Origin of the sequence: Agrilactobacillus composti DSM 18527 = JCM 14202 (genome assembly GCF_001436375.1) — a bacterium.
GTDB classification, from domain to species: domain Bacteria; phylum Bacillota; class Bacilli; order Lactobacillales; family Lactobacillaceae; genus Agrilactobacillus; species Agrilactobacillus composti.
Genome location: NZ_AZGA01000001.1, coordinates 13,925 through 27,236 on the forward strand (window position 1 = coordinate 13,925; position 13,312 = coordinate 27,236).

18 protein-coding genes are annotated in these 13,312 nt (G+C 40.6%); 16 read left to right on the plus strand and 2 right to left on the minus strand.

Going from position 1 to position 13,312, the window contains the following annotated elements; translation table 11 throughout:
* The first annotated feature begins 3 nt into the window (after window positions 1-3).
* The 4 genes from FC83_RS00065 to rplS all read left to right on the plus strand — a co-directional run bounded on the left by FC83_RS00065 (window position 4) and on the right by rplS (window position 2,093).
* Entirely contained in the window at window positions 4-240 is a 237-nt protein-coding gene (locus FC83_RS00065; RefSeq protein WP_035455023.1) for a KH domain-containing protein, read from the plus strand.
* A gap of 129 nt (window positions 241-369) precedes the next feature.
* On the plus strand, window positions 370-903 hold the full coding sequence (rimM, locus tag FC83_RS00070) for a ribosome maturation factor RimM (protein WP_035455021.1): 534 nt from the start codon (window positions 370-372) through the stop codon (window positions 901-903).
* Window positions 893-1,621 carry a tRNA (guanosine(37)-N1)-methyltransferase TrmD gene (trmD, locus tag FC83_RS00075; protein ID WP_057002231.1) on the plus strand — a complete coding sequence of 243 codons (729 nt, stop codon included), beginning with the start codon at window positions 893-895 and terminating at the stop codon, window positions 1,619-1,621. Before rimM ends, trmD begins: the two co-directional genes overlap by 11 nt.
* Before the next feature lie 124 nt (window positions 1,622-1,745).
* Entirely contained in the window at window positions 1,746-2,093 is a 348-nt protein-coding gene (rplS, locus tag FC83_RS00080; RefSeq protein ID WP_035455019.1) for a 50S ribosomal protein L19, read from the plus strand.
* A 64-nt stretch (window positions 2,094-2,157) separates the two neighbouring features.
* Here the strand turns inward: rplS and lexA are convergent, their stop codons facing one another.
* Window positions 2,158-2,778, minus strand: coding sequence for a transcriptional repressor LexA (gene lexA, locus FC83_RS00085; protein ID WP_035455017.1), 621 nt, complete (start codon window positions 2,776-2,778; stop codon window positions 2,158-2,160).
* 91 nt (window positions 2,779-2,869) lie between these two features.
* On the opposite strand from lexA, the gene FC83_RS00090 reads away from it, so the two are divergent.
* Complete coding sequence (locus FC83_RS00090; protein WP_035455015.1) at window positions 2,870-3,127, plus strand: DUF896 domain-containing protein; 258 nt, start codon at window positions 2,870-2,872, stop codon at window positions 3,125-3,127.
* A gap of 73 nt (window positions 3,128-3,200) precedes the next feature.
* The gene (locus tag FC83_RS00095) at window positions 3,201-3,443 is read left to right on the plus strand and encodes a YneF family protein (protein WP_035455013.1); all 243 of its coding nucleotides are present in this window, start codon (window positions 3,201-3,203) and stop codon (window positions 3,441-3,443) included.
* A 57-nt stretch (window positions 3,444-3,500) separates the two neighbouring features.
* Here FC83_RS00095 and FC83_RS00100 read toward each other — a convergent pair whose 3' ends face one another.
* Complete coding sequence (locus tag FC83_RS00100; protein WP_035455011.1) at window positions 3,501-4,154, minus strand: lysophospholipid acyltransferase family protein; 654 nt, start codon at window positions 4,152-4,154, stop codon at window positions 3,501-3,503.
* A 75-nt stretch (window positions 4,155-4,229) separates the two neighbouring features.
* Here FC83_RS00100 and FC83_RS00105 point away from each other — a divergent pair, with 75 nt between their 5' ends.
* From FC83_RS00105 to FC83_RS00150, 10 genes are all read left to right on the plus strand, one after another.
* Window positions 4,230-4,979: a tRNA1(Val) (adenine(37)-N6)-methyltransferase gene (locus tag FC83_RS00105; RefSeq protein WP_035455009.1), complete on the plus strand. Its 750-nt coding sequence runs from the start codon at window positions 4,230-4,232 to the stop codon at window positions 4,977-4,979.
* Window positions 4,957-5,235 carry a GIY-YIG nuclease family protein gene (locus tag FC83_RS00110; protein ID WP_035455007.1) on the plus strand — a complete coding sequence of 93 codons (279 nt, stop codon included), beginning with the start codon at window positions 4,957-4,959 and terminating at the stop codon, window positions 5,233-5,235. Before FC83_RS00105 ends, FC83_RS00110 begins: the two co-directional genes overlap by 23 nt.
* A gap of 153 nt (window positions 5,236-5,388) precedes the next feature.
* The gene (gene rpsB / locus FC83_RS00115; protein WP_035455005.1) at window positions 5,389-6,186 is read left to right on the plus strand and encodes a 30S ribosomal protein S2; all 798 of its coding nucleotides are present in this window, start codon (window positions 5,389-5,391) and stop codon (window positions 6,184-6,186) included.
* Window positions 6,187-6,278: 92 nt separating this feature from the next.
* Window positions 6,279-7,157 carry a translation elongation factor Ts gene (tsf, locus tag FC83_RS00120; protein ID WP_035455002.1) on the plus strand — a complete coding sequence of 293 codons (879 nt, stop codon included), beginning with the start codon at window positions 6,279-6,281 and terminating at the stop codon, window positions 7,155-7,157.
* 137 nt (window positions 7,158-7,294) lie between these two features.
* The gene (gene pyrH, locus FC83_RS00125; RefSeq protein ID WP_035454999.1) at window positions 7,295-8,035 is read left to right on the plus strand and encodes a UMP kinase; all 741 of its coding nucleotides are present in this window, start codon (window positions 7,295-7,297) and stop codon (window positions 8,033-8,035) included.
* Window positions 8,022-8,582, plus strand: coding sequence for a ribosome recycling factor (gene frr, locus FC83_RS00130; RefSeq protein WP_035454996.1), 561 nt, complete (start codon window positions 8,022-8,024; stop codon window positions 8,580-8,582). The genes pyrH and frr overlap by 14 nt, the downstream gene beginning before the upstream one ends.
* 87 nt (window positions 8,583-8,669) lie before the next feature.
* Window positions 8,670-9,422, plus strand: a complete 753-nt coding sequence (locus FC83_RS00135; protein ID WP_057002232.1) for an isoprenyl transferase — start codon at window positions 8,670-8,672, stop codon at window positions 9,420-9,422.
* Window positions 9,423-9,435: 13 nt separating this feature from the next.
* The gene (locus FC83_RS00140) at window positions 9,436-10,224 is read left to right on the plus strand and encodes a phosphatidate cytidylyltransferase (RefSeq protein ID WP_035454991.1); all 789 of its coding nucleotides are present in this window, start codon (window positions 9,436-9,438) and stop codon (window positions 10,222-10,224) included.
* Window positions 10,225-10,263: 39 nt separating this feature from the next.
* On the plus strand, window positions 10,264-11,532 hold the full coding sequence (gene rseP, locus FC83_RS00145) for an RIP metalloprotease RseP (protein WP_035454988.1): 1,269 nt from the start codon (window positions 10,264-10,266) through the stop codon (window positions 11,530-11,532).
* 23 nt (window positions 11,533-11,555) lie between these two features.
* Window positions 11,556-13,277: a proline--tRNA ligase gene (locus FC83_RS00150; protein WP_057002233.1), complete on the plus strand. Its 1,722-nt coding sequence runs from the start codon at window positions 11,556-11,558 to the stop codon at window positions 13,275-13,277.
* Window positions 13,278-13,312: the final 35 nt, after the last annotated feature.

The following is a 13,312-nucleotide window of genomic DNA, read 5'->3' on the forward strand; positions in this document are numbered from 1 at the left end:
ATTATGGTAGATATTACAAAATTGATCGAAGTCATTGTGAAGCCGATGTGCAGTTATCCGGAGAAGTTTAAGTTAAAGCAACATGAATCAGATAAATTTATGGAGTTTGATTTAAGCCTTGATCCAGAAGACGTTGGTCGTATTATTGGTCGTCAAGGACGTGTTGTGCAAGCAATTCGCAACATTGTCTATGCGGCTAAAACAGACTACGGTAAACGCGTTCGATTGAATATTAATTAATAGTATTCGTTAAATTTTTGAACAATAGGCAACTATTGTGGCAATATCTTATCTGTATGTAGAGGCTGGACAGTTTGTCAGGCCTCTATTTTCTTATACTAATTTAGATCAGTGGGATTGGAGATAGAGATGACGGAGCAAAAATATTATAAAGTCGGTAAGATTGTCAATACACAAGGCATCAAAGGTGAAGTTCGCGTCATGGCTGAAACAGATTTTAGTGACCGGCGCTTTGCCATCGGCGCCAAGTTATATATTGATGCCAAAACTGAGAAAATACCGGTGCAGATCGTCTCAGTCCGCAAGCAGAAAAACCTCTGGATCGTTAAGTTTGACGCCTTTTCAGATATCAATGCTGTGGAGTTGTATAAAGGGGCCGATCTATTGGTTGCCAATGACGACCGGGCAGCAGATGAATTAAATGACGATGAATATTACTATCATGATATTATTGGCTTAAATATTATTGATGCCACCACGACGGAGGTATATGGGCCAGTCAAAGAGATTTTGGCACTGGGGCCAAACGATGTTTGGGTAGTTGATTCCCCGAAATATGGGGAGATCTTGATCCCGTTTTTAAAGGCTATTTTTAAAAAGATTGATATTCAAGCAGGGACAGCGCTTGTTGAACTTCCGGAGGGTTTGATTCGTGAAAATTAGTGTGCTGACGTTATTTCCTGAGATGTTCACGCCATTGAATACATCGCTTTTAGGTAAAGCTCAGGAAAAAGCTATTTTAGAGATAAACTTGATTAATTTTAGAGATTTTGCAATCAATAAACATCAACAAGTCGATGACACGCCTTATGGTGGCGGTGCGGGGATGTTATTAATGCCCCAGCCCATTTATCGGGCCATGGCGACTTTGGGTGATAACCCCAAAAGACGGGTCATTATCTTAGATCCTGCCGGACAAAGATTTGATCAAAAAATGGCACAGTCTATGGCCCAAGAACAAGAGCTAGCTTTTATTTGTGGTCATTATGAAGGCTATGATCATCGTATTTATGATTTGGCAACAGATGTGGTTTCAATTGGGGATTTTGTGGTGACCGGCGGTGAGTTAGGCGCCATGGTGATGATAGACGCAATTTCTCGGTTAATACCTGGGGTGTTAGGCAATACGGCTTCAGCTGGTTCAGATTCATTTTCCAAAGGATTATTGGAATACCCGCAATACACTCGTCCTGAGGTGTATGACAACAAAGTCGTCCCCCAGGTATTATTGAGTGGCAACCACGAAAAAATTCGTCAGTGGCGGTTATATCAGTCCTTAAAGCGGACCTATGAACAACGCCCTGAGTTATTGCAAAATCTAGATTTGCCCGAAGAAGCCCAGAAAATGGTACGAGCCATTAAAAACAATGTCCCCTGTTAAGAAAAAATCTTTACACGCATAGATTTCTATGCTAGTATTTTAACTTGTGATGTATGATCACTATCAACAACATTCCGCTGGGGGTACTTGACTTACGAATGTTTGTTATAAAGGAGAGCTTAAAATGAATCCATTGATTCAAGAATTAACTAAAGGCCAATTACGGACAGATATCCCAGATTTTCGTCCTGGGGATTCCGTTCGTGTTCACGTACGAGTTGTCGAAGGCACGCGTGAACGTATCCAGTTATTTGAAGGCGTTGTAATCAAACGTCGCGGGACTGGTATCCAAGCAACTTATACTGTTCGTAAGATCAGTAGTGGTGTTGGTGTTGAGAGAACATTCCCATTGCATACGCCGCGTGTCGCTGAAATTGAAGTTACACGTCATGGCCGTGTACGCCGTGCGAAACTTTATTACTTACGTGCATTACGTGGTAAAGCAGCTAGAATTAAAGAAGCACGTCGTTAATAAAAAAACTGCAAGTTACCCCAGTGGGCTACTTGCAGCTTTTTTAATAGTTCTTAAAGTTAGCTTAGACGGTATCACGGTATAAACTGATTACTTTGCCTAAAATGGTAACACTATCTAAAATAATTGGGGCATAAGCATCGTTTTCAGGCTGTAAGCGATACTGATTTTGCTCGCGGAAGAAACGTTTGCAGGTGGCTTCGTCATCGTCAGTCATGGCAATAACAATGTCACCATTATCTGCATAGGTTTGTTTGCGAACAATAACTTTGTCATTATTCAAAATACCAGCATTGATCATACTATCCCCGTGGATAGTCAACATAAAGACATCTCTAGCATCAGTAATATTAGGTGGGATTGGAAAATACTCTGTGGCATTTTCAACTGCTAAAATAGGTACACCAGCAGTTACCACCCCCAATAGCGGAATTTTACGAGGTGGTTGACCGATGGCATCCAAGCCAGCAGCAGTTAATTCAATCGCCCGGGGTTTGGTGGGATCTTTTTGAATATAGCCCTTCTTTTGCAACCGTTGCAGATGGCCGTGAACCGTTGACGTTGAAGAAAGATCAACGGCCTCACCAATTTCACGAACAGTTGGCGGATAACCATGGATATTAACTTGTTCAAAAATGAAACGTAGAATTTCCAATTGTTTGGAGTTTTCAGTTTTCTTTGGCATATTTTCACCTCTTATTTCTGTATAGTTTGAGTGTACCATACAACAAATTTCAGTTCAAAACAAACGTTCGATATTAGAAAGGAAGATTTGTATGTCTGAAAAAAAAGACTTAGAGTCACAAGAACGTATCAAACGGATTAATGAATTAGCCCGTAAGAAAAAAGAACAAGGTTTAACAGAAGCAGAAAAACTGGAACAAGATAAATTACGCCAAGCGTACCTGGCAGACTTTAAAAATGGTTTCCGTTCCCAAATAGAGATGTTACGTGTTTTTGATAAAAATGGCAAGGAAGTTACTCCAAAAAAAGTTCAAAATATTCAAAGAAAAAAAGGATTACGTGACGATTAACTTTTTTATGTTTTCAAAACGGTTAGAGTTGTGTATGATTAAACGTGAACATTTAACTAACGGAGGCAGATAAATGAGTACAGGTTTAGCAATAACAATTGGTGTCGTCATCGGTTTGATCGTCGGCGTGATTGGTGGCTTTTTTATTGCCCGCCAATACATGAAGAAATATTTGACGGATAATCCGCCAATTAATGAAGACATGATGCGGACAATGATGACACAAATGGGCCAAAAACCCTCACAAAAACGCTTGAATCAGATGATGATTGCGATGAAACAACAGCAAAAACAAGCAATGAATAAGAAAAAATAAAAAAAATCGTTAGGACCGCAATTTGGTCTTAACGATTTTTTTAGCGAATGAAGCTGCTTAGAGTTCGCCCTTGGCTTTTTCAGCTAAGGCTTTTTTGGTATCTGGAACGTAGACAAAGTTAGGGTTAATTTCATTGTCTAATTTTTGCCAAGCCGCTGTGAGTTGTGTATTCACGAATTGAGTAGTTTCATGGTTTAATTTCATTTTCCGATCAACGGTTATAGGTTCTCCAAAGCGGATAGTTATCTTTTGGCGCTGCAAGACGCCTTTAAAAGTTAAAGGGCCTTGATAAACTAAAGGAATCAGTGGCACACCCGCCAATTTGGCGATCACTTCTGCACCGGACTTCATTTCACTGGAATACCTTGTCCCAGTTGGAAACATGATCAAGGAAAGATTGTCATGTTTCAACTGGCGCACCGGTGTTTTGATCACCGAGGGCCCAGGGTTTACCCGGTCAACCGGAAAAGCATTAGCATGGCGGAGAATATAATTTAAAATCGGATTTTTAAAGAGCTCTTTTTTGGCCATAAAGCCAAACTTTTTAGGCCAAGCACCGACCGCAAACAAAACTGGTTCCCACCAGGTTCGGTGGGGAGCAACTAAAATATAGCCCGACGCTGGTAATTTTTCCTTATTTTCATATATAATATTGCCATTCAGTAGAAACAGCAAAAAATGAATAATGTGATAGAAAATAGAATAAAGCATAGTTCACCTCGCAAAATATGAGTTAATGTTTTTATTATATGTTTTGTGTTGCAAAATTGAAAGGATATATCAGGCATGTTAAACAAAACGGAACGAATCGATCAGCTCTATAGCCAAAATATCAAAATCATTCAGTCACCCCAAGTATTTTCATTTTCTTTGGACGCGGTTTTATTGGCAGATTTTGCCAATGTTCCTAAATATGGCCAAATTTATGATTTTTGTGCTGGGAACGGCGCCGTGGGATTGTTTGTCTCTGCAAAGACAAAAGCCCAAATTCACTTAGTGGAGATTCAACCGGAACTGGCCGACATGGCTCAGCGCTCGGTGGCCCTAAATCACTTAGAAGCTCAGTTGACGGTTGAAAATCAACCAGTCCAAAATTTGACCCAGCAATTGGCGCATGATTCGGTGGACTACATCACTTGTAATCCACCCTATTTCCGGGTTCAAGAACTGAGTCGCCAAAATCCCAATCCCCATTTGGCTATTGCCCGTCATGAATTGAAAATTACCATCGAAGATGTGATCCAAGTCAGCAGCCAAGTACTCAAAACTAACGGTAAATTAGCCTTAGTTTTTAGACCAGATCGGTTGGATGAGTTGTTTCAACTGTTCAAGACTTATCACTTCGCGCCCAAGCGGATACGTTTTATTTATCCCAAGGCAGATGATGATAAAGATGCCAATATGGTATTGGTAGAAGCTTTAAAAAATGGTCGGCCGAATGGTGTTAAAATTTTAAAACCATTATTTGCCTATAATCATGGTCAATATAGTTCCGAGGTGCAAGCATTACTTTATGGCTCAAACAAAGAAAGTTAAATCTTATTATGCCTATGTTTTGGAATGTGCCGATGGCTCTTTTTATGGTGGTTTTACGACAGATGTTCAAAAAAGAGTTGCGACCCACAATGCTGGTAAAGGCGCCAAGTATACTAAAGCAAGACGACCAGTGCGTTTATTATACTACGAAACTTTTCAAACCAAGTCCCAAGCCCTTAAAGCTGAGGCCAGCTTCAAAAAATTGACACGATCCAAAAAGGAAAAATTTTTAAAAGCCCATCAAATTGATTTTTAAAAAACTTGCGCCCAACGCCAGTATCCTTTATAATACTCTGGTATGTAAAAATTATTTCACACATACGCCGATCAATGACCGGTGCCTTATTTGCTTGAGGTTGTCATTTGATGTGAAGCGTGTGGCGGAAAAACCATTTGGAGGTAAAGATTTATGGCAGTATTGACAATGAAACAATTACTTGAAGCAGGTGTCCATTTCGGTCACCAAACACGGCGTTGGAACCCTAAGATGAAGAAATATATCTTCACAGAACGTAATGGGATTTACATCATTGATTTGCAAAAGACCGTTAAAATGATCGATGATGCTTACAACTTCGTTAAAGATGAAGCAGCTCATGGGGCAACTTTCCTATTTGTTGGGACTAAAAAACAAGCCCAAGATTCTATTGCTGAAGAAGCAACCCGGGCTGGCCAATATTATGTGAACCATCGTTGGTTAGGTGGGACTTTGACAAACTGGAACACCATCCAAACTCGGATCAAACATTTGAAAGACATCAAAGCAATGGCTGAAGATGGCACTTTTGAACGTTTACCTAAAAAAGAAGTTGCTTTGTTAAACAAAGAACGTGAAAAATTAGAGAAATTCTTAGGCGGTATTGAAGATATGCCTGGTATTCCTGACGTTATCTTTATCGTAGATCCAAGAAAAGAAAGAATTGCCGTTAAAGAAGCTCAAAAATTAAATATTCCTATCGTTGCCATGGTTGATACAAATACTGATCCTGACGATATCGATGTTATCATTCCTTCAAACGATGATGCTATCCGGGCCGTTCGCTTAATCACTTCTAAGATGGCTGATGCAATTGTTGAAGGCCGTCAAGGTGAAGACGAAGGCAACAATGATGCTGAACAAGCAGCTGCTACAGATAATGCAACACCTGCTGACTCAATGGAAGAAATTGTTGAAGCTGTTGAAGGCGACAACAAACCTGCCAAGTAATATCAATTATAACAATCTATCAATGCTGTCTGTTAGCTTTAGCTGCTAGGCAGCATTTTCAAAGTAAACCACAATTCTAAGGAGGCCAAATAATGGCAAAAATTAGCGCAGCGCAAGTTAAAGAATTGCGTGAAAAAACCGGTGTCGGGATGATGGATGCAAAGAAAGCTTTAGTTGCAACTGATGGTGATATGCAACAAGCTATTGATCAATTACGTGAAAAAGGTGTTGCTAAAGCCGCTAAAAAGAGTGATCGGGTAGCAGCTGAAGGCTTAGCTGAAATCGCGATTGATGGCAATAAGGCATCAATTATTGAAGTAAACTCTGAAACAGATTTCGTGGCTTCTAACAGTGATTTTACGTCACTTGTTGAAAAGATTGCGGCAGTTGTTGCTGAAAAAGAACCAAAAGATATGGACGCTGCTTTGAAATTACCTTTGGGTGATGGCACAATCCAAAGCGAAGTTACGAATCTGACAGCTGTTATTGGTGAGAAAATCAGTTTCCGGCGTTTCAAGGTTGTTGAAAAATCTGACAGCCAAGTATTCGGCCGTTACTTGCATAATGGCGGTCAAATTGCAGTCTTGTCTGTCCTTGAAGGTGCTGATGAAGCTACTGCTAAAGATGTGGCAATGCACGTCGCTGCCATTAATCCGAAGTATTTGAATCGTGCAGCTGTGCCTAGTGATGTTGTCGAACATGAAAAGACTGTCTTAACTGAAGAAACAAAAAATGAAGGCAAACCTGAAAAAATCATTCCTAAGATTGTTGAAGGTCGTTTAAATAAGTTCTTCTCTGAAATCAGTTTAGCTGATCAAGAATTCGTTAAAGATCCTGATCAAACTGTCGAAAAATTTGTTGCTAGTAAAGGTGGCAAACTTGTTTCCTTTACACGTTATGAAGTCGGCGAAGGTATCGAAAAGAAAGAAGATAACTTTGTAGACGAAGTAATGAGCCAAATTAAAGATTAATTTAAACCTGAGACTGGATCACAAATTTGCTGACCCAGTCTTTTTTTAGGTCTACTTTGCAACAGTTTTAGGATAAAACTCATAATTTTGTTGTATTTATGATAGAATATAGGTTAGCAAATTAGCGGAGGTATAACATGGCAAAGATCAAGTATAATCGTATTGTGCTCAAAGTTAGTGGCGAAGCATTGGCTGGTTCAGACGGATTTGGGATTAAACCCCCAATTATTTCTCAACTTGCTGAACAGTTAAAACAAGTGACCGAATTAGGTGTGCAAGTTGCCATCGTCTGTGGCGGCGGCAATATCTGGCGCGGTGAAACCGGTGCTGAACTTGGCATGGAACGCTCCCAGGCGGATTACATGGGTATGTTAGCCACTGTCATGAACGCCCTCGCATTACAAGATAGTTTAGAACACTTAGACGTTCCAACCCGGGTACAAACATCTATTGAAATGCGTCAAATTGCTGAGCCTTATATCCGGCGCAAAGCCATTCGTCACCTAGAAAAGGGTCGAGTTGTTATTTTTGCCGGTGGGACTGGGAATCCTTACTTCTCAACGGATACCACTGCCGCCCTAAGAGCTGCAGAAATTGACGCAGATGTCATTTTAATGGCCAAGAACAATGTGGATGGGGTTTATTCTGCAGACCCTAAAAAAGATCCTAACGCTAAAAAATTTGACGAATTAACGCAACTGGATTTGATCAATAAAAATCTTGGTGTCATGGACTCCACCGCTAGCTCACTTTCTATGGATACGGATATGCCACTGGTGGTTTTCAATATTAATGAACCGGGTAATATTAAACGTGTTGTCGAAGGTGAAAATATCGGCACAACAATTCAAGGAGGAAAAGGTAATGGCACAAAATAGTGCATTAGATCTGGCAAAGACCAATATGCAAAAAACACAAGAATCGTTACAACGAGATTTAGGTAATATTCGAGCAGGGCGGGCGAACGCTAGTCTGCTAAATCGAATTGAAGTAGATTATTATGGTGCACAGACACCCTTAAATCAAATGGCTGCTATTTCCATTCCTGAACCACGTGTATTGCAAATCACACCTTATGATAAAACAGCTTTGGATAACATTGAAAAAGCGTTATTAGCCTCTGATTTGGGCCTTACACCTGCTAATGATGGCAATGTCGTTCGTTTAGTTATCCCGCAATTAACTGGGGAGCGCCGTAAGGAAATTGCCAAAGAAGTTGGTAAAGAAGCAGAGAACGCTCGAATCGCGATCCGCAACATCCGTCGTGAAGCCATGGAAAGTTTGAAGAAACAAGAAAAAAATGGTGATATTTCTGAAGACGAAATGCATGCCTTAGAAAAAGATGCACAAAAGATTACTGATGATGCCGTTCAAGGGGTCAATGACCTTGCTGCTGCCAAGGAAGAAGAAATCACTGAAGGATAAAACCATATTTTTTGATATTGAATGGTTGTAAACCTAGCGTTTAAACCATTCTTTATTTATTAGAAGTCGATTTTGCGGGGGTTTAGTATGTTATCAAAAAAGAGCCCAAAAAGTAATCACAATAAAATAGTGCCCAACCATATCGCGATTATTATGGATGGTAATGGGCGCTGGGCGAAAAAACGGTTATTGCCTCGTGTGGCTGGCCATAAGGCTGGGATGGACAATGTTCAAACTATTACCAGTTATGCCAGTAAATTAGGGGTTAAAGTTTTAAGCCTTTATGCTTTTTCCACCGAAAACTGGAAACGGCCCACTGAAGAGGTGGACTATTTAATGCACTTACCTACCAATTTTTTTGGTAAATTTATGCCGCAGTTGATTCAAGAAAATGTTCGGGTCAAAGTGATTGGCTTCACGGATGAATTACCCCCTTATACTTTAAAGGCCGTCCGGGATGCTGAAGAACAAACGAAGGCAAATGATGGGTTGATTTTAAATTTTGCGTTAAATTATGGTAGCCGTCGAGAAATTGCGGCGGCTACCAAAGCTATTGCCCAAGATGTGGCCCAGGGCAAATTAACCACTGATGTCATTGACGAAACCTTGATTTCTCAATATTTGATGACAGCTAGTTTAGGTGACTATCAAGATCCTGATTTACTCATTCGAACCAGTGGCGAAGAGCGGCTGTCAAATTTCTTACTTTGGCAGTTGGCCTATAGTGAAATGGTTTTTACAGATGAATTCTGGCCTGATTTTTCTACGGATTCGCTAGACCGGGCCATCGCTGAATTTCAACAGCGCCAACGCCGTTATGGCGGATTAACTGATAAATAGGAGTTGAGAATCTTTGCGACAACGTGTAATCACAGCAGTCGTGGCTTTAGCCATTTTTATCCCCCTGCTGATAGCCGGTGGCATCTGGCTAGAAATTGCCGCTGCAGTATTAGCGGTGATTGGCTTATCTGAATTTTATATTATGCAAAAAAGAATTATTGTTTCTCCAGATTTCGTCATTTCGGCTGCGGCGGTCGTGGTCTTAGTTTTTCCAAAACGTTTTTTGAATTGGCTGCCTAGTACCGTCACTCAAAATGATATTTTTTTCTTATTGACAATTTTACTGCTGGTTTATACGGTAATGTCTAAAAACCGTACCAATTTTGATGAGATCAGTGTGAACACCTTAGCCACGCTTTATGTGGGATATGGTTTCCATGCCTTAGCCAGCGTGCGTAATGACGCAGGATTAGATACGTTATTTTTATTTCTACTTATTGTTTGGTCCACAGATTCCGGTGCTTATATTTTTGGCCGGCAATTTGGTAAACATAAACTTTGGCCTGCTATTTCACCTAATAAAACCTGGGAAGGTTCAATTGGGGGCACGTTATTGGCAATGGTTGTGGCTTTGATTTACCTGCAGTTCTTCCCACAACTTTACAGTATTAAAGTGATGTTATTGATCGCATTGATTTTCTCGATTTTTGGACAATTTGGCGATTTGATAGAGTCCGCTTATAAACGTTACTACGGTGTCAAAGACTCTGGTAAGATTTTACCAGGGCATGGCGGCATCTTAGATCGATTTGATAGTTTACTGGTTGTCTTACCATTATTACATTTCTTTGGATTCTTTTAAGTGCAGCCACTCTAAGCTAGTTATGGAGGTTTAATCCATTTGAAAACAATCATTGTGTTCATCATTGTTTTTGGATTGTTAGTATTAGTTCACGAATATGGGCATTATTATTTTGCCAAAAAATCCGGTATTTTAGTTCGGGAATTTTCCATTGGCATGGGGCCAAAGCTTTATGCCACTCGCAAGAATGGGACGACCTATACTATTCGCTGGTTACCTTTAGGTGGGTATGTGCGTATGGCTGGGGCCGCTGATGATGAAGCTGAAATTGAAGCCGGGACCATGGCCACGTTGATTTTAAATGCGCAAGGTATTGTGACCAAAATCAATACCAGTGACAAGGTTATTTCCACCGACGGCATTCCCTTTCAAATTGATAAAACTGATTTAGAACGTGAGTTATATATTGAAGGCTATGAAAACGGGGATGAATCTGAGCTTAAACGCTTCGATGTGGCCCATGATGCGACTGTGATCGAAAAAGACGGGACTGAAGTTCAGATTGCGCCAATCGACGTGCAGTTTCAATCGGCAAGTTTACCTAAGCGCATGCTGACCAATTTTGCTGGGCCGATGAATAACTTTATCTTTGCCATTTTAGTATTCATTGTTTTGGCCTTTATTCAAGGTGGGGTGCCAACAAACACTAACACCATGGGTGCAATCCAGGCTGATTCACCTGCCGCCCAGGCTGGTTTAAAAACCGGGGATAAAATTTTAGCGGTTAATGGGAAAAAGACACCTAATTTTGAAAGTGTTCGTGATGAGATTTTCAAGTATCCTAATAAGACGGTTACCCTGCGAATTGCGCAAAAAGGTAAGACGCAAACCATGAAAGTCAAACCCAGAAAAGTGATGTCTGGTGGCCAAGCTTATGGGCAATTAGGCATCACCGCCAGTATGGATCAAAGTTTGACCGGTAAGTTGAGTTATGGCTTTACTCGGTTTTGGTCGGTGACCATGCAGATCATACAAACGTTAGGCTACATGATTTCTGGACACTTCTCCTTGAATCAATTAGCTGGGCCAGTGGGTATTTATACCATGACCTCTGAAGCCACGAGTCAAGGGATTACGACGATTATTTCTTTCTTGGGATTATTATCCGTCAATTTGGGCATCATCAACTTGATCCCGATTCCGGCTCTAGATGGGGGTAAGTTATTGCTGAATATCATCGAAGGTATTCGGGGTAAGCCTATTTCTCAAGAAAAAGAAGCAGTTATTACGTTGATCGGTGTCGGCTTATTGGTTGTTTTAATGGTGGCAGTCACCTTTAACGATTTTTCTAGAATTTTCCAACATTAGTTTAAAAGGGGTTTGAAGAGAAAATGAAACAGTCAAAAATGTTTATTCCAACATTAAAGGAGGTGCCAAATGGTGCCGAAGCCATTAGTCACCAATTGATGTTGCGGGCGGGGTATATCCGCCAGGTATCTGCTGGTGTTTATGCTTACTTACCACTGGCATTTCGTGTTTTGAATAAAATTGAAGCGATTGTTCGCGATGAGATGGCTAAAATTGATGCGGTAGAAATGCGGATGCCTAGCTTAATCCCAGCCGACTTATGGCGGGAATCAGGCCGTTATGAAACTTATGGTCCCAATTTATTTAGATTAAAAGATCGCCATGAACGTGATTTTATTTTGGGACCGACCCACGAAGAGACATTTACGGATTTGGTTCGTGACGAAGTTCGTTCTTATAAACGCCTACCTTTTATTTTGTATCAAATTCAAACGAAGTATCGAGATGAAGATCGGCCCCGTTATGGGTTATTACGGTGTCGTGAGTTTATCATGCAAGATGCCTATTCCTTTACGGCTAACCAAGCCGATTTAGATAAAATTTTCACACAAATGGAATCAGCCTATACTAGCATTTTCCAACGGACGAAGTTAAATTTTCGGACCATCATCGGGGATGCCGGTGCCATGGGCGGCAAAGACTCCAAAGAATTTTCGGCAGTGGCCCCAATTGGTGAAGACACCATTGTTTGGTCTGATGGTAGTTCTTATGCGGCTAATTTAGAGATGGCCACCAGTAAACAGGTTCAAACCGTTTCCGATGAAGTTGGCAACGAACTTGAAAAGGTAGCCACACCAGATGCTAAAACCATTGAAGAAGTTTCTCAATTTTTGAATATGCCCGAAACAAAATTGATCAAGAGCGTCCTGTTTATTGCCGACGATGCGCCCGTATTAGCCATTGTTCGTGGCGACTATGAAGTTAACGATGTGAAGCTGAAGAACTTATTAGGCGCTGACTTTTTAGAAATGGCGACGCCAGAACAAGTTGAACAGTTATTCCATGCCAACATTGGCAGTATCGGGGCCGTGAATGCCCCTAAAGATTTAAAAATTGTGGCTGATTTATCGATTCAAGGCATTATCAACGGCGTTACTGGGGCTAATGAAGATGGGTATCACTTTATCAATGTTTTACCGGACCGTGATTTAAAGATCGAACATTATGATGATATCCGGTTTGTAAAAGAAGGGGAACCTGCCCCTGATGGCAATGGGGTATTGCATTTTTCTAGAGGGATTGAAATTGGCCATATCTTCAAACTAGGAACGCGCTATACTGAAGCTATGAATGCCACCTTCTTAGATGAGAATGGCCGGAGTCAACCAATCATCATGGGGTCTTATGGGATTGGTGTTTCTCGCTTATTGTCAGCAATCATTGAACAACACAGTGACGACCATGGCATTGTTTGGCCTAAAGATATTGCGCCGTTTGATATCCATGTGGTACCGGTCAATGCCAAGTCCGATGTGCAAATGCAATTAGCAGATAATATTGTTGACATGTTAGAAGAAAATCATTATTCTGTACTCTTAGATGATCGTAAAGAAAGAGCAGGGGTTAAATTTGCGGATGCTGATTTAATTGGCCTGCCTTTGCGTATCACGGTGGGCAAAAAAGCCGAAGATAATATCGTAGAAGTTCATATCCGTAAAACTGGTGAAAATATCGAAGTTAAAAAGGATGAATTACTCAATGTTATCGGTATTTTACTGTCCCAAATCAATGACGATCCGAAATAACTTTTTTGAATAGCTTTCGCGCAATAATTTTAGAG